This is a genomic window from Paenibacillus macerans (assembly GCF_900454495.1).
GTDB lineage: Bacteria > Bacillota > Bacilli > Paenibacillales > Paenibacillaceae > Fontibacillus > Fontibacillus macerans.
The window spans coordinates 4,618,827-4,636,071 of the sequence record NZ_UGSI01000001.1; the positions used below are offsets into that span (position 1 = coordinate 4,618,827).

Sequence of the window (17,245 nt, forward strand, 5' to 3'; positions counted from 1 at the left end):
GCCAAAAAGCCCGGATCCAAGATCCGGGCGGCAACGCTGTAAAGATTCAATTTTGTGGCGGAGATGTCTCCGGTTCAAAAATCCGCCTTAACTGCCCGCATTCGTCACGCAGCTCGTCAAGCTGCTCAAGGTAATACAGCAGCGCTTTGATGACGATGTTTTGGTTTAAGGAGTCCTTTGACTCTGTTTTGATTTGGGCAATGGCCTGAAGGTAATCTTGCTTTTCGGAATCGCTCAGGGATGCGTGATCTTGGATGATCGACTCCATTCTGCGATACACCTGCTGAAGCTGACGCGATCTCATCACCGGCGTAACGTCCTCCGGCCAGCAGTTCATGATCCAGGAAGGTGTCTCAAACAACAGCGGCATATCCGGTTTTTTGAACTTCAGCCCTTCGACCACTACACCGACCAAGTATTCAATATAAACCGCTAACTTACGGTTTTGGTCATGGGACAGATTCGGACCGCACACCCGGGTGTACACAAACATGATGCTGACCGCGATAAATGACACGTCCACGGCAAATCCGTCCATTTGCTCGCCGTACAGATCGACAATACTGTCCTGCAACCATGTAAATACTTTACGTTCAACCGTCATCACTGCGTTTTGGATGTGTTCATTTTCAAAAAAATGTTGCGATGGATCCAGAAAAAAGTCGAGATAAGTGTGATATTTAAAAATATCTTCCAGATAAATCAGGCATAACTCAATGATCCGGTCGCTTTTCGATAAATCCACTTTGCGATAGAGCCGCTGGACCTGTTCCTCCAGCTCCTCGGTAAAAATCTCAAGCACTTCCAGCAGCAGATCCTCTTTACTGGGAAAATACTTGTAAAACGACGGCTTGGTCATTCCGCTTGCCTTGGCAATTTCATCGATCGTCGTTAAAACAAACCCTTTCTCCTGAAAGAGTTGAAACGCCGCGTCAATGATCGCTGTTTTCTTACTCACACCGTATGATCCTTTCTTCAGGGATTGATCTGCGAAAAAACGCACTCCGTAAAAGACCTGCCCGCTAAACGAGCGGACTGCTTACATGGTCAGCGGGTTATTCGGACCTTCCGGAAGATGGCCCGAAGGTTCCCCCGGTCCGGCATCCCGTTTTGCTTTCCGCTTCTGGCGTTTTTCTTTATACAAGGCTACCACCATATACAAAGACGGAACGACGATCAAAGTGAGCAACGTCGAAAACATCAGCCCGAAAATAATCGTATAGGCCATCGGCCGGAACAGGATGCTTCCCGTAAGGGCCAGCGGCAACAAACCGATGATGGCGGTCAGCGAGGTCAGCAGGATCGGCCGGAAACGCGCCGAGGTCGCTCCGATGATCGCTTCCTTAAGCTCTACGCCTTCGCGGCGCGCATCCTCGATAAATTCGATGAGTACGATCCCGTTACGCACGACGATCCCCGCCAGGGAGATAATCCCCATGATGCTCATGAAGCCGATCGACGAGCCGGAAATAAAGATGCCGATGACTCCGCCCGCCGCAGCCAGATATACCGTCGTCATAATGATGACCGGCGCCGACAGCGAGTAGAACTGCACCGTAATCAGCAGCAGAATCAAGAAGATGACGATAATGAACAAGCTGCCCAAATCCGCGAAAATCTCGGCCTGATCGGACGTTTCGCCGCCAAGCGTCCAAGTGTAGCCCTCCGGAAAATGCATGTCGCCGAGCAGAGCGCTAATTTCCGCATTAAGCTCCGTTGCGGTTTTGCCGCCTGTCGCATCAGCCTCCACCGTAACGGTACGCACCAGGTTGTAGTGCTGAATTTTCTGGATGGAGAACGACGGCTTTAATTCCGCGAGCTGCGACAACGGCACCTGCACGCCTTGGTCATTGGTTACGTTAATTTGTTGGAATAGATCGCTAGGGTTGCCGTTCTTGTTTTTCATATACAAATTGACATCGATGATTTGTTTCCCCGTGTCAAAATCGCCGATATCGAGGCCGTCGCCCATCAGCCTCAGCGTTTGGGTCAAGGTCTGGTAATCCACCTGATGCTGTTTCATAGCCTCTTCGTTAACGGCAAACTCCAGCGTATAACTTTGGTTTCCAAAATTGTCTTTGATTCCCGAGGTGCCGTCCACCCGGGCAATTTTCTCCTTCACCTGCTGGGACAGGGTCTGGAGTTCAGCCAAATCCTCGCCCGAAATCCGCACGGATACGGCCGCTCCAACCGGAGTCCCAAGCCGCGGAATGTTCGTCGTGATGGTGGCCCCAGGGTGCTGTTTCTTCAATTTCTCCTGCCAGGATTGCACCGTCTTTTCCCAGTTATATTCCCCCTCTTTGCCGGCAACCGCGATTTGGCCGACCGTCGGCGAAGAGCTTACCATGTTCGTGATGTCCGAAAATAATTGCGGTGCCTTTCCGCCAACGCCGTAGCTGACCGTCTCCGCTTCCGGCTGCTTCAGCACCCACTCGGCGATACTTGACAGCACGCGATCCGTTTCCTGGAACGACGTTCCGACCGGCATTTCCACATTGATGTTCACGTTCGGATCTTCCGCCTGCGGAAACAGGTCGATCGGCGTCAGCAGCGCAAAACCAAACGAAGCCGTGCCGATCAACAGTCCGGTCAGCGCGGTAAGCAGAGGCCGCTTCAGCACCTTTGGAATCATTTTACCAGAATACCACTGCGTTGCGGTATGAATTTGTTTACCAAGCAAACCGGGCGGCTTTCCCTCGCCTTTTTTCGCTTGACGCTGGACTCTGCGCTTCTCATGCCATTCGCGGAAAATCGGGATGATCGTCAGCGACATCGCCATGGACGCCAACATGGAGCAGGAAATCACGATCGGAATCGGCTTGATGAAGGAGCCGACGTCGCCCGTAAGGAACAGCAGCGGCATAAAGGCAAAGATGGTCGACAACGTGGCCGTCAGAATCGAAATGGCAACCTCCTTCGCTCCTTTTACGGAAGCGTCGGACGGGCTTTCTCCGAGTTCGCTGAGCCGCCGCTCGATGTTATCGTTGACGACCACGGCGTCATCCACCAGAATCCCCAGAACGATAATCAGACCGACGATCGTGATTTCATTCAAGGTTACCCCGGCCAGCGGCAAGGCGATTAGCCCCAGCGCGATCGAGACCGGAATGGCCAAGGCTACAAAAGCCGCCGTCAGCAGATTCAGGCCGAGCATACAAACGATAATTACGGCGACGATCGCAATCAGCATCTCCCGGGTCAAATCATTAAACATTTTGTCCACGATTTCCAGTTGGGCAAATGCCGTCTTAAACATCACGTTTTTCGGCAGGCCTGCGGCCAAATCGCCAAGCTTCGCCGTAATGAGCTTATCCATCGAAGGCACGTCCGAGCCCGTCTGCGCGTTGACGTTGACCAGAATGGCGGGCTTCCCGTTATAATAAGGCAAATATTCCGGATCGCTGTACCCCAGCTTGGCTTCGCCGACGTCTTTTAAATAAACCGGGAACCCGTCTCGCGTTCTCGTGATCAAAACGTCATTCAGTTTCTTAACGTCATCCAGGCTTTTGACCATCAGCTGATAATTGCGGCTATCGTAACTCAGGTCGCCCAGCGGTACGCGCTCGTTCATCTTTTGTACGGCTTGAACGACCATTCCCCACGGAATTCCGTATTGCTGCAATTTCTGCGTATCGATCTGCACGGCGACTTCCCGGTCGGGAATCCCTTGGATTTCCACGCCGGCCACGCCTTTTACCGTCTGGATCTGGTCGCGCCATTCGATCATCGTATCGTTCAGCGTGTACAGGTCCTCCCGGTTATCAGCGTAAATCACATAGGAGCCGACAAAAGCGGAGGCCAGGTTATCATTGACGACCGGCTGATTTACGTCGTCCGGCAAATCGGCAGCGGCGTCCTGGACATTCTTGCGCAGCTCGTCCCAGGCCGCTTCGGCGTCTGCGTCCGCGTAGGCCTCCACCGTAATGCTGGAATACCCGCTTCCCGAAGTCGAGATGATGTTCTCTACGCTATCCACCTTTTTGATCGCCTGTTCCAGCACCTTGGTGACGGATTGCTCCACCTTCTCCGGGGTCGCCCCCGGGTAAACCGTCGTCACCAGCGCGGTCTTCACCACTGCATCCGGCATATCCTGACGGGCCAGCCCCGTAAAGCTGTACACGCCGACTAAAATAAGCATAATGAAAAACAACAGGGTGATTTTGCGTTTTCTGACCAGAAAATTAATCATTGGCCGTGTCCTCCGCCGTTACAATGGAATCCCCGTCAAACAACCCTTCGGCTCCGGCGGTCACGACGACATCTCCCTCCTGCAAACCGGACAAAATCCGGAAGCGGTTTTCAATGATTTCATCCCCCAGTTCGACGGTCGTTTTCACCGCTTTTCCGCCCACGTCACGGAACACGTACGGCTCCTGGCCCTTGCTGATCACGGCTTCAGCCGGGACGAGGATCCCCTTTTGATCGGAAATTTGAAGCCCCGCCTTCACAACCTGTCCCGGGAACCAATCTTTGTTCGGGTTAAGAACGCTCACTTCCACGGAAATCGTGCCCGTCCCCGCATTGGTTTGCGGATAAACGCGGGTTACGGTTCCGGTCCGGGTTTCGTTCCCCAACGCCACATCAACCTTCTGCCCTTTCTTCCAAGCGGAAATTTCGCTGTCCGGAACCGGGAGCAGCACTTGCAGTTCGGCGGTCGACCCGATGACAAAAGCCGGGTTTCCCGCAGCGGCGGCCTGGCCGGACACAGCCATTTTTTCCAGTATTGTACCGGATACGGTAGCCGTCAATTTCGTTTTGGACAGGGCCAGCTCGGCCTGTTCCTGGCTGGCCAGCGCGTTTTGATACCCCGCCTCGGCTTGCGTTTTGGCGGCCAAGGCCGATTGCTTGCCGGACTGGGCTTGTTCAAGCGTGGCTTTGGCGGTTTTTAGCTGCTCAGCCGTCGCGCCGTCGGTCAACTCCTTCAGTTGCTGCTTTGCGCTGTCCAGTGTGTTCGTCGCATTTTTGAGCTGAAGTTGCGCTTGCTCGTAATCATTAAGCGAAATTAACCCTTGCCCATATAAATTTTGGTAACGCTCGGCATCGGTTTTTGCTTTGTTATAAGCATCTTCCGCTTGCTTCACCTGATTTTGGACTTGGGCTAGCTGCTCCTCGGACGCTCCCTTCCTCACTGCGGACAAATTAGCCTCGGCGCTTTGGATTTGCGCTTCGGCCTGAGCAAGCCCCGCCGCGGCGGCGCTGACTTGGCCCTTGGCCTGGGCTGCGCCGCTTTTGGCCTGTTCCACCCCAATCCGCGCCTGCGCGTCATCCAGCACGGCCAGGACATCTCCTTGTTTGACTTTGTCGCCAACCTCCACCAACGTCTGTTTGATTTCTCCGGATGCTTGGAACGTAACGGTCGCCGAATCTGCGGATTGCAGCGTGCCTGACAAGTCATAGACCGTGTTTAAAGGTTCTTGTTTCACCTTTACAACCTCAACGACTGCCGAGTCGGCGTTCGCTGCAGCGGTTTCTCCATTGCTTCCTGAAGAACATGCGGTTAAAGACAGCGTGAACATCGCCGCTATCGTTAGCCATAAGCAACGTCCTTTCATCTGAATATCCCCCTCCAATTTACTTATTGGTAATTTTTTTAACTCTAAAGTAACCCGCCGATTATGCGGTTGTCAAGCAATGCTCTGGTGATTGATTTTGTAGGCGGCAGTGTGTTAGGATGATCCTCAAAATATTGGAGTCAACTCTTTTTTTGGAGGGAAGATCATGTCTACGATTAAGGAGGTTTCGGCGGAGAGCGGTATTTCGCCCTATACGCTTCGTTACTATGAACGGGAAGGTATACTGCCGGGCGTTAAGCGCGATCCGAGCGGCAATCGGCTGTACGACGAAGAAAGTCTTGAATGGTTGAATTTTATTTTGGCGCTGCGGTCGACGGGCATGCCGCTTGCCAAAATTAAAGAATATGTGGATTTGTACCGGGAAGGCGAGAGCACGCTCAAAAAACGCAAACAAATGATGCTCGAGCATAAGAAAAAAGTAGAAAAGGATCTTGCGGAAACGTATAGATATTTGGAGCAAATCAACTACAAGCTGGCGTTGTACGACTTGCAGGAAAAGGGAGCATTTCTTAAGCTGCCCTGAAGCAGCCGCAGGCTCTTTGTGACAGGAAACCAAGCGTGTCCCCTTGCGGGGGCACGATTTTTTTGGAATCCATAGTTAGAGTTTAGTGTAAGGTTATTTGGATTATTTTTCCTTTAAATTCTAACGGTTGTGAGCGCAAGCAAACGGACTGTTTCACCCAAATAAGCGTGCATGCAACCGTTATAAAAGAAACCTTCGTTTTTTCGGCCGAATAAGCGCTATGCCAACCGTTAGCAAAGAAATGCGCTGCATATCGACACTTGACTTATAGTTAACTCCACTTATTAATATAAACTCTGGGCCAGCAAAGTCTGGTTAAATCTTATCCAGGGAGGAAACACCTCATGAATGTAAAAGTAGCGATCATCACAGGCGCCAGCAGCGGAATGGGGGCGGCTACAGCCAAGCTCCTCGCCCAGCACGGGATCAAGGTCATGCTGGCTGCTCGCCGGGAAGAACGGTTGAAGCAATTGCAGACAGAAATCCGGGACGCCGGAGGCGAAGCCGGTTACAAGGTGACGGACGTCACCTCGCGCGCGGACGTTGAAGCATTGGCCGACGAAACGATTAAAACCTTCGGACAAATCGACATCATGATAAACAACGCGGGGATCATGCCGCTTTCTTTTTTCCGGAATTTAAAGGTTGACGAATGGGAGCGGATGATCGATGTAAACATTAAGGGCGTCATGTATGGGATGGCGGCCGTATACAAGCATATGGAGGAACGCAACGAGGGACATATTATTAATTTCTCGTCTATTGCAGGACATCTGACCTTCCCTTCCAGTTCCGTCTACAGTGCCACCAAACATGCGGTACGGGTGTTAACGGAGGGCATGCGGACCGAGCTGGCAGCGCATCAAAATATTCGGACAACCCTCATCTCCCCCGGCGCCGTTGAAACCGAGCTGTACGGCACTATTACCGACAATTCGATTTATCCGGAACTAGAGAAATTAGGAAGCAAAGAATGGCAGCAGCTTGACCCGAACGATATTGCCAAGACGGTGTTATTTGCCATTCAGCAACCGGCGAACGTGATGATCAACGAACTGATTGTCCGCCCTACATCGCAGAGCCTGTAAAAACGGCATAATCAAGAGGGAACGATTGCCAAAACCCCTATTCGGGTTTACACTAATGATAGAGGATACAAGACGAGTGAAGCACACTCGCGATGCGCTTATTAGGCGTTCGCGGTGTGCTTTTTTGTGTTTTCGGTTATCTCACCTCGTATAGAAAGGAAGAGTGATTTCATGAACGCCCATGCGCAAGAAGTACGTGAAAAACCGTTCGCACCGGATTATCGCAAAGACCACATCCCGCACGATGAAGCCTTTAAAAAGCTGCTGCAAACTTTTTTCGCCGAGTTTATTGCGCTGTTCTTCCCCGAGCTCGACAAACTGCTGGATCACCGCCAGACCCGCTTTCTTATGCAGGAGCAACTCGTTGACTTGGTCGGTGAAGAAGCGCGAACGCTCGACTTGCTGCTGGAAACAAAGTACATAACAACAGATGCTTTCATCCTTATTCATCTTGAGCCGCAATCGTATAAACAGCCGGATTTCCACGAGAGAATGTTTATCTACTTCAGCCGATTGTTCGAACGCCACCGGAAAGAACATAAGCTGATCATTCCGATTGCCGTATTTACCGGCGATAGTATGCATGATGAGCGAAACTCTCTTAGCATGGATATCCCCGGTCAGGAAATCCTGCATTTTCAATTTCTGAAAGTGGAATTGCAGAATCATCACTGGCGAAAATTTGTCGATTCCAACAACCCCGTTGCTGCTGCCTTACTGGCTAAAATGGGGTACAATAGAGGGGAAGAAAGAGAAATGCGCTTGGCGTATTTACGGATGATTTTACAACTAAGAAAAAGGTTAAACAGCGCAAGAATAAAGCTCATTGTGTCCTTTGCCGACTTATACTTCGTGCCTGATCCGAAACAGGACGAAGCGATGCTCTATGAATTAACCAATCAATATCCGGAAGAGAGGGAAGCTATTATGGAACTTATGCCGGCCTGGATGCGCCTGGGGTATGAAAAAGGGCGGGAGGAAGGAGTTCAAACCGAACGGCAGAACATTGCTCTCAGGCTCATTGCCAAAGGATTTTCTTTGGAGGAAGTAGCCGAAACTATCAAATTGCCGATTGAGGAAGTACGGAAGTTAAAGAATTCCTGAACAAGCATATTTAAGTCTCCTTCCGCCAAATTTTAACGATATCTCGGGAAGGCATTCCATCGCGCGCAAGCTGATTTCAAAAGGCTTCTCCGTGGAGGAAGTCGCTGAAACGATAGAGGTGCCCATCGAAGAAATTCAAAAGCTAAAAAATTGACCAAAGGACAAAGCAGCCGACTAAGCAATCGGCTGCTTTCTTCGTACATCTGTTAAATTGACGTTGTTGTACTTATTGAGCAGTCCGTCCAACAGGACCGACTGATGAATGACCCGTTTGTGCCGCAGCCCGTACCGCTGGGCCAAGCGATTTAATTCCTTTCTCTCCATCTCTATACGGAGTTTCATTCTCTCCGAATTGCTCATAGCTCTCACCCCATGAACATATTAGGAGATGTTGCCAAATATTACATACCGTCACCTACTGCAGAATATAAAAAAATACCAAAATTTTATAATTTCATCGTATCCGCTAAGATAGCTGGACTCTAAGATTGGGATGATTACTTTTTATAAATTCTACTTATTGGTTAGATTGCGGGCAAACATTAAATATGTCAAATCAAGGCCTTTTCTGACTCGAAACCATAAAGCGGTGCTTGACTCAAAACAATCAGAAAAACCTGCAAAAGCCAGGCTGCCGGAGAAACTGCAGCAAAAACATAAGAGCAAAAAATGTCGCTATTCCAGAGATATCCGCCCGTTCGAGAGAAATAGAGGCAAATTATGTCGTTAATTCCGGGAATCATTGGAAATTTACGAGTTTTGGGCCATTCATAGAAAAATAGGAACAAAAAGTGCTCCTAATGGGGATGAACATGCTTGGCCCCGGATAATAAGTACATAAAATACCGCTATTAAACACGCCGACGCCTTATCGTTTGTCGTTCCATTTGGCTGGCCGTCAAGCGCCAAAATAGGGCTAGAATAAAGGGCCGCTATTTTGAACCCCAGCCGAGCCGATGGTTCGCCAGACCAGCAGCCCGCTGTCAAGCATAGATTTCCTGGTTACCCTTTCTCTGCCGGACTTTATACCGCTTACCGGCCGTTCCCGGCTTCATTTAGACCTTGACCTGAGGCGGCGTCCCATCGGATAAAGCCGCCCCCGCCTTCTTCTTCATATACTGCGACCAATAGGCGGTCAGAATAGGCACCAGAATGGAGGTCACGACAACGCAAGCGGCGACTAAAGCGGTGGCCGATTGGGCCGCCGGCATAAATTCCGGTTTCATATTGGCGACGATCATCGGATTGGCCACGGCGGCGCCCGCCGTGCTGGATGCGGCAAGTCCGGCCGTACCGTTCCCTCCGCCCACATATTTGTCGGCCAGGATCAACGGAATCCCCGTGATGATGATGACGGAAACGGCAAGCAGTACGCCCAGAAGCCCCGTTTGCACAATAACCCCTAAATCAATCGAACAGCCCAAAGCAAAACCAAAGAAAGGGATCATCGTATGGGTAGCTTTTCCGAAAAATTCGCGAAGATCATGATCCAGATTGCCCAGCAGGAAACCGATCAAAAACGGAAGCACCGCGCCGACGAACACCTGCGGTTCGAATGCGGCCAAACCTGTGGCGCCCAAAATCATCATGGTGACCAAAGGCCCCGATTCCAGGGACATCAGCACAAAAGCGCCCGCTTCTTCCCTGGTTCCGTACTGCTGCATAATCGAAGCGTACAAACCGCCGTTGGTCATATCCATCGCGGCGATCAGCGCAAGCGTGGACAAGCCCGCAAAAAATCCGCTTTGAATCCCCCCGGCCGGCAAAAATTGCGAAGCGGCGAGGGCCACGACCCAGGCTACAATGATTTTGGTCAGCACCAGCGTACCGGATTTTCTCAGCACCGTCCCCGTCGCTCTGATATCGATGGCCGCCCCCATACAGAAAAACCATACGGCCAAAATAGGGATGGTCCCCGTCATAAGCCCGTTTGTAAATGAACCGAAATAGTCTCCGGCCCCAGGGAAAAATGTGTGTACAACCGCTCCCAACAGCAGCGGGATCAACATCATGCCGCCGGGAATCCGTTCCAGAGTCTTTTTGATTTTCATGTCAATTCCACCTTTCGCGCACAATAGAATGCGCTTTCATTTCACTTGCGGCCCAGTCCCAGCTCCGGAATCAGCGCCGCGTACAAATCATGGCTTTTTTTCAAATGCCGGCTAAATTCTTTGCCGTCCCGGACCAGCAGACCAAGCCCCATGGAGCTCATCTCACCGACAAATTCAGGCTCCCTGGTTCCTTCAATGAAAGCTTTGGTCAGCGAATCTCTGACCGGTCCGGGAGTTCCTTTCGGTACGGCCAAACCGCGCCATGTTCCCGCGAACTCCACATGCAGTCCGGTTTCTTCCGCCAGCGTCGGAACTCCCGGGAGGGCTGCCGCCTCCTCATCTCCGATGATGGCCAAAGTACGCAGTTTTCCCTGCTCAACATAGCTTTTGACTTCGGCCGGGCTCACCGGCACGGCGTCGACGAAACCGCTAAGCAGCGCCGATATGGCGGGGCCCGCTCCTTCGTAAGGAATATGCGTGAACTTTACGCCCGCTTCTTTCTCCAGCATGGCGGCAGCCAAATGCCAGACGCTTCCCGTGCCGGCGTTCCCCATTTTCACTTCACCGGGATGGGCATGCGCATCATCGAGAAATTCGCGGACACTTCGCCAGGGAGCATCCGCTCTGACGGTAATCGCGGCGGGATCGCGGTTCGTTTGCGCGATGGGAATGAAGTCTTCGTACGTCACCGGAAGCAGCCCCAGATGCGGAAGGGTCGTTAGCTCGGCGACAAGAAAAGTTACCGTATAGCCGTCCGGTTTGGCTTGCGCTCCCTCCGTCAAACCGATAGCCCCGCCGCCGCCCGTGCGATTGACCACGACAATCGGTTGACCAAGATGCTTTTCGGCCGCTTGCGCGAGTGCCCTTGCGGTAAGATCCGTACCGCCTCCGGCGGCGTAAGGTACGATCAAAGTAACGGGTTTCTGCGGGAAATCCGCCGGCAGGTTTGCCGATTTCGGGCGGTCAGACAGGACGTACGCCAGCATGATGCTCAATACTACCGCTATTCCGATCATGTACGCTCCCATCGCCGGCCGTCGTGAACCGGTCGCTGTTCCGTTTTTTCCGTTCATGCCATTCCTCTTTTCCGCTAGTTCAGCTAGTGTTGTTCCCCTGCGGCGGTCACCTCCGATTGCAAAGCAGCCAAATCAGCACCTAAGTACGTGAGCGCACCTAGTACGTGATTTATTTCTCAATGGCAGTGTAGTCGAAAGAGCCGCGGCGGGACAATCGGTTAATCTCCTTACGAATCTTCAAATATTCCGAATTTGCGCGCATTTGCCGGATCTGCATATCCGCCGGAAAATTTGTTGGTTTCCCGGTATTTTCCCGGCGTCATGGATTTGTTTTTGCGAAAAGCCCGGATAAAACTGTTTTCGTTCTGATATCCGACGCGCAATGCGATATCGGCCACCTTTAGCGGCGTATCCCGCAATAGCTCGCAGGCCTTGTCCATCCTTAGGCTTGTCAAATAATCGTAAATCGTGCTGCCTGTCTCCGTTTTGAATATGGCGCTTACCGAGGAAATCCCCATGTTTACATGGTCGGCAATCTCTTGCAGCCCGATATTCGCCTGATAATTTTGCTCCATAAATTCAATCATCTTCCGTGCCAAAATAAATTCCTTCGTCTGCTTCCGGCATGCAAACTCCCGGGCCAGCGTACCGGCCAGAAGGCATAGCAACGTTTCCGCCTCGGCCAATTCCATGGTGGTCAGCTTCGACCACGTATAATCGTCCGCCTCGGCCGGGACGGGCAGGCCGCGCGCCTCCGCCATGCTCAGCATTTCCGCCATAAGCCGGTCAATGAATTTATAGGCGCTTTCCGGATGGATTCTCCTGCCGCCTATGTCCTGCATCCAACGATGCATCAGCTGTTTGCTTTGTCCTTCTCCGGACGTTTGCAGCGTTTCGGCCATTTCCGTCTTCCAGCCTTCACGGATGGCTGACGGGACGCCGTCTCTTCGGACGCTGCATTCCCGATAATCCCTGGCCTGGCCATACCCTGCGTACAGACGGTAGGACAGCGCCTCCTTCGCTTCCGCATAGGAACGGTTGATTTCCGGGAGATGGGACACCTCTCCCCCGATCCCGATCGATACCGACAAGTGCAAAAATTCGCGAATAGCTTGAATCAGCTGATCGGCCGCGTCCTTGTACGAACAGGCCTCCGGCGCCTTCCCTTTTGGCTGAAGCAACACCGCCATGTCCTCGTGATGCGACGGCATCGTCACATAGCGCCAAAACGGCTCCAGCTTCTCGCGGACAATGTTGTCCATCGCGTATTTCAGCAGCATGCGGTCCTCTTCCCGATATTCGGCGGCAAACCGCTGGTAACGGTCGATGGATATAATCAGCATGGCGAGCGGAGCGGCCTTCCAATCCTGAAAATAACGCCCCCATTTGGCCTGCATCTCCCTTGAGCCGATCGCCCGGTTCAACACTTCCCCGATCAGCTTCGTGCGAAGCTCCGGCAAGCTTTGCTCGGCAACCAGCGATTTGATGCGGAAATCGCCCACCCACCGGTCGAGAACATGTTCCAGTTCGTACAAGCTGCCGCGGCCCGGCGATTCCTGCCCGGCCTGAAGCAGGGCGTTGATCCGCTTCAACGGCCGGAATGCGGCATAATTGTAGTAGTACATGGCCGCGCAGCCGACCCCGGCGGAAATGAGGGAGAACAGCAGGAGCATGTTGCGCGTCAGCGTGACGCTTTTCAGCAGCTCCTCCAGAGGGACCAGGGACACCAGCCGCCAGCCGGTCGCGTCGGAGAAGGCCTGATTCGCCATATAATCCTGCCCGTGCACCTTGACGTAACCAAACGGCCGGACGTCCAGATCCGCGATAACCTCTCTCATTTCCTCCGGAGTAAAGGGAAGATTCAGTTTGGGATAAATCAGCTCGTCATCGAGATTGAACACGAATTGAAAATCCGACAAATGGGTGTAGGTTTTGGAAAAAAGGCTGTCATAGTCCAGATTGACGATCACCGCCCCGCCGGCTTCGCCGCCGCGCGCAATCGGCCGCACCAGGGACAGGACCTCCGTCTGCCCGGCGAGACGCTGGGGATTCGCGCCCTCCTCCTCCCCGCCGCCGCCGTAGACCCTTCTTTTGATCAGCAGCGGTTTATCCCGGATTTCCTGAATCCAACCGGACCACTCCGAATCGGGGGCATTCGACCACGCCGGGTTCCCTTCAAACTGGGTGGATATTACCGTCCGCCCCCGGAACTTGACGAGGTGAATCGAATGAATATCCGGCTCTTTAAGGCGGCCGTGCAAATAAGCGCGCAGTTCCTGCACCGATGGTTCACGCCCGCCGGCCTGCCCAAAGATATACGCCAAAACCCCCTGATCGAAGGAAATGTCCACCGCCTCGTTATCCGCTTCGCGGAACGCCCGGTTGGTCACGTCCAGGTTGATTTGCAGCAATTCCACATTCGGGGCGTTTAGTTTCGTGTCCAGTCCGCTCCTATACTGGGAATAGGAATAGAGCCCGATCGAGGTGATGCAGACCGGCACAAAAACCGTAAGCAGCAGAATCAGCCTCGTTTGCTTGTTCTGAAGTAAAAATTTCAATTTCATGCGGAACATCCTTATGCTTCACCCTTCCAAATCTGTAGCTGAATTTTTTCCGTTAAATACACTTTACACCAATTTAATTCCATCACAGTGAATTTTTTGATTAACTTTGCGGATCGGTCAAAACGGGAAACAGTCCCTCCCGGGCTCGGGAAGGACTGCCGACATGATCAGCTGTTCAATTAAATCCGATTAGGCAGCTCGCTCCATGAGTTTTCCGCCTGCTCCTTTTTCGGTTCAGGCTGGGATTTTCCCGCAATCAGGATAATCCCCAGGATGACCAAAAGTCCTCCGACCCACTGCAGCCAATACGACGATTCGCCCAGAACGAGAACGGACAACAGCAAAGCGGTAAACGGCATGAGTCCCGAGAAAGCGGCCGCCGTCGCGGCCGGGCATCTTTGGATGCCGGCAAACCATAACAGGAAAGCCTGCGCCGTCACAAACGGACCGTTCCAGACCAAAGCCAGCCATTCCTGCCATCCGATCGTGCGCAGCGAAGAAAGCGGGTGTTCAAAAGCGGCCGGGATAAGGCATAGGAACATGGCCATGGCGGTAACAAGCATGGTTTGGGGAATGGGCGGAATGGCCGCTCCCTGCGAGCCTTCGGATTTCAGCGCAAATCCGCGCGACAAAATGTTGAACGAGGATTCGCTGATCGCCGCCAAAAGCACCAAGACGTTGCCGGCGAGATGATCCAAACTCATGGCCCCGAGTTTCCCCGCCGAAAACAACTGAATCAAAACAACGCCGCCGATGGCGCTAACGATACCCAGCCGCGCGCGCCGGCCGACCGGTTCCCTCAACACGAACGCAGCGAGCAGAACGGTAACGGCAGGCGTTGCCCCCGTCAGGATCCCCGCCTCTCCGGAGCTCGTCTTTTCAAGACCGGTCAGCAAAAACAGGCGGAACAAAAAAATACCGAACAGCGCCTGCAGGAATAACAAGCCCCCGTCTCTAAGCCGCAAGCGGCGGCAAGTATCCTTCAGCTCTTTCCAGCCGAGCGGAAGCATCAGGCACAGCGCCAGCAATAAACTGACCCCGGTAATCGTGAAAATTCCAAGCTGGCCGCCAAAAAAACGGGCCGCAATCACGGAAGTGCCGGCCAGCGAAAACGCTCCGGCCAAACATGCCATTCCCTTTAACCGTTCCAACGGATCACATCCTTATGAAGTTTTGAGCGATGGTACAAACCGGAAATCATGATACAATCGGAAGTAGTCTTATCTTAAAAAAGCGGCCGGCATCCCGTAAAGAACCGGTTCGGCGCAAAAATAAGCGGTCCAGTTGGAGGTTCTATGTGGGGAATCGAGTTGCAAAAAGACGGTGAAATGCCTTTGAAAAGGCAGCTTTATATGGCGCTGAGCGAGCGGATTTTGAACGGCGCGATCAAAGCGGGAGAAGCGCTGCCCTCCACCCGGGGACTGGCCCAGCAGCTGAAAATATCCCGCAATACTGTAGTGGAGGCTTATGACATGTTGGCGGTCGAAGGTTTCATTCTAAACCGCCCCGGTTCGGTTGCGCGGGTTGCCGGCGGGCTGGTTCTCGAACCGCTGACTCCGCCGGCGGAATCGTCGAGAGAGGTACGGCCTGCTCCGGTGCCGCTTTTGGCCGACTTCCGGACAGGCCATCCGGATTTGCGGCTGTTTCCCCGGTATCTTTGGCAGCAGCTGTCGAAACGGACGCTGCAGGAAATGCCGTACGATCTCCTTGGATACACGGGACCGCAAGGGCTGCCGAGGCTGCGCGAAGAAATCGCCGCGCATCTGCTCCGCAGCAAAGGCCTATACGCGGCTCCGGAGGATATTTTTATTACGGCGGGCGCCACGCATGCGCTGAATTTGGTCACCGACCTGCTGTACGAGGAAGGAAAGCCGATCTGCATGGAAGACCCCTGCAACCGGGGGATGCTGCAGATCTTGTTGAACAAGGGATATGCCGTCAATCCAATCCCGGTCGACAAGCTGGGGGTTCAGACCGAATATCTGCAGGGTCAGCCCAGCTGTGCGGTATATGTAACGCCCTCGCACCAGTTCCCGCTGGGGGGGGTTTTGCCGGCAAGCCGCCGCACCGCCTTGATCAGGTATGCCAGGAAAAAAAACTGCTACATCGTCGAGGATGATTACGACAGCGAATTCCGGTATTACGGCGACCCGGTAGCCCCGTTGTACGCCATGGATCCCGAGCGGGTGATCCATATCGGCACGTTCAGCAAAGTGCTCGTCCCGGCGCTGCGGATCGGCTATGTCATTCTGCCGGGCAAACTGCACCAGCGCTGGCGGCAGCTGCGCACCCATTCGGATGTGCAAAACCCTCCGTTTGAGCAGGCGGTTTTGGCCGAGTTTCTGCACCGCCGGAAGTTCGACCGGCATATTCGTACGGCGACAAAACAATACGGAGAGCGCCGCCAGACTCTTCTTGCATCGCTGAAGGCTCATTTCGGGGATATTTGGCATGCTTGGGGCGATGCTTCCGGACTGCATCTGGCCGTCCAGTTCCCGGGAATGGAGTTCGACGAGGCCTTCGCCAAGAACTGTATCAACCATGGAGTCCGCGTCACGCCGGTAGAGTACCACTGTATCCATAAAGGGAAACATGCGGACAAGCTGCTGTTTGGTTACGGCCATATGGAACCCGAGGATATCGAAAAAGGGGTCGCTTTGTTTCATGAGATTGTTATGAGATTTCAGAGGGAATGAAATCTGGGGCATAAATTCTGGCGGATGGACTCCGGGGCATGCACTCCGGGTATGGGCTCCGGGCATGGACTCCCGGTATGGACTCCGGGGCATGGACTCCCGGCATGGACTCCCGGCATGGACTCCCGGCATGGACTCCCGGCACGGACTCCGGGTACGGACTCTGGGCATGGACACCGGGTAATGGAACCCAGGGCTTAGACTCCAGGGGACGGACTCCGGGGCATGGAACCCGGGGCTTAGACTCCAGGGGACGGACTCCGGGGCATGGAACCCGGGGCTTAGACTCCAGGGGACGGACTCCGGGGCATGGAACCCGGGGCTTAGACTCCAGGGGACGGACTCCGGGGCATGGAACCCGGGGCTTAGACTCCAGGGGACGGACTCCGGGGCATGGAACCCGGGGCTTAGACTCCAGGGGACGGACTTCAGGGGAATCAACTCCCGCGACGAAATGCAAAAGTGCAGGCGATTTTTGTCAAAACCTCCCGAAAACAGCTCGCCAAATGCAAATCTGCAGTTCATTTCCGGTCAATAGATACTTTTTTATCAAATGGTCGCAAAACAGATGCATTTTTGCATTTCATGAGCTCAAAGAAAGAAATTTGCGGGAGCTCCAAATGTACTTTT

12 protein-coding genes are annotated in these 17,245 nt (G+C 53.2%); 4 read left to right on the plus strand and 8 right to left on the minus strand.

Annotated elements, in window-relative coordinates; genetic code table 11:
• Positions 1-46: 46 nt before the first annotated feature.
• The 3 genes from DYE26_RS20520 to DYE26_RS20530 form a co-directional block, all read right to left on the minus strand.
• Positions 47-958: a TetR/AcrR family transcriptional regulator gene (locus DYE26_RS20520; protein ID WP_036626671.1), complete on the minus strand. Its 912-nt coding sequence runs from the start codon at positions 956-958 to the stop codon at positions 47-49.
• An 81-nt stretch (positions 959-1,039) separates the two neighbouring features.
• Positions 1,040-4,189 (minus strand): efflux RND transporter permease subunit, encoded by a 3,150-nt coding sequence (locus DYE26_RS20525; RefSeq protein ID WP_063836341.1) that lies wholly within the window; start codon positions 4,187-4,189, stop codon positions 1,040-1,042.
• Entirely contained in the window at positions 4,182-5,552 is a 1,371-nt protein-coding gene (locus DYE26_RS20530; protein ID WP_036626673.1) for an efflux RND transporter periplasmic adaptor subunit, read from the minus strand. Before DYE26_RS20530 ends, DYE26_RS20525 begins: the two co-directional genes overlap by 8 nt.
• Positions 5,553-5,718: 166 nt before the next feature.
• Between DYE26_RS20530 and DYE26_RS20535 the strand changes: the two genes are divergently transcribed.
• The 3 genes from DYE26_RS20535 to DYE26_RS20545 all read left to right on the plus strand — a co-directional run bounded on the left by DYE26_RS20535 (position 5,719) and on the right by DYE26_RS20545 (position 8,288).
• On the plus strand, positions 5,719-6,096 hold the full coding sequence (locus tag DYE26_RS20535; protein WP_036626674.1) for a MerR family transcriptional regulator: 378 nt from the start codon (positions 5,719-5,721) through the stop codon (positions 6,094-6,096).
• A 344-nt stretch (positions 6,097-6,440) separates the two neighbouring features.
• Positions 6,441-7,184: an SDR family oxidoreductase gene (locus DYE26_RS20540; protein WP_036626677.1), complete on the plus strand. Its 744-nt coding sequence runs from the start codon at positions 6,441-6,443 to the stop codon at positions 7,182-7,184.
• A gap of 171 nt (positions 7,185-7,355) precedes the next feature.
• Positions 7,356-8,288 carry an Rpn family recombination-promoting nuclease/putative transposase gene (locus DYE26_RS20545; protein WP_051985759.1) on the plus strand — a complete coding sequence of 311 codons (933 nt, stop codon included), beginning with the start codon at positions 7,356-7,358 and terminating at the stop codon, positions 8,286-8,288.
• 174 nt (positions 8,289-8,462) lie between these two features.
• Here the strand turns inward: DYE26_RS20545 and DYE26_RS20550 are convergent, their stop codons facing one another.
• From DYE26_RS20550 to DYE26_RS20575, 5 genes are all read right to left on the minus strand, one after another.
• Complete coding sequence (locus DYE26_RS20550) at positions 8,463-8,648, minus strand: aspartyl-phosphate phosphatase Spo0E family protein (protein ID WP_036626679.1); 186 nt, start codon at positions 8,646-8,648, stop codon at positions 8,463-8,465.
• Between the two features lie 695 nt (positions 8,649-9,343).
• Positions 9,344-10,339 carry a 2-keto-3-deoxygluconate transporter gene (gene kdgT, locus DYE26_RS20560; RefSeq protein ID WP_036626681.1) on the minus strand — a complete coding sequence of 332 codons (996 nt, stop codon included), beginning with the start codon at positions 10,337-10,339 and terminating at the stop codon, positions 9,344-9,346.
• Positions 10,340-10,380: 41 nt separating this feature from the next.
• On the minus strand, positions 10,381-11,325 hold the full coding sequence (locus tag DYE26_RS20565) for a tripartite tricarboxylate transporter substrate binding protein (protein ID WP_371861004.1): 945 nt from the start codon (positions 11,323-11,325) through the stop codon (positions 10,381-10,383).
• A 257-nt stretch (positions 11,326-11,582) separates the two neighbouring features.
• Positions 11,583-13,919 (minus strand): helix-turn-helix domain-containing protein, encoded by a 2,337-nt coding sequence (locus tag DYE26_RS20570; RefSeq protein ID WP_227872883.1) that lies wholly within the window; start codon positions 13,917-13,919, stop codon positions 11,583-11,585.
• 179 nt (positions 13,920-14,098) lie between these two features.
• On the minus strand, positions 14,099-15,070 hold the full coding sequence (locus DYE26_RS20575) for a DMT family transporter (protein WP_036626684.1): 972 nt from the start codon (positions 15,068-15,070) through the stop codon (positions 14,099-14,101).
• 144 nt (positions 15,071-15,214) lie between these two features.
• Here DYE26_RS20575 and pdxR point away from each other — a divergent pair, with 144 nt between their 5' ends.
• A complete protein-coding gene (gene pdxR, locus DYE26_RS20580; protein ID WP_036626685.1) occupies positions 15,215-16,615 on the plus strand; it encodes a MocR-like pyridoxine biosynthesis transcription factor PdxR in 1,401 nt (466 codons plus the stop codon).
• The last annotated feature ends 630 nt before the right edge of the window (positions 16,616-17,245 follow it).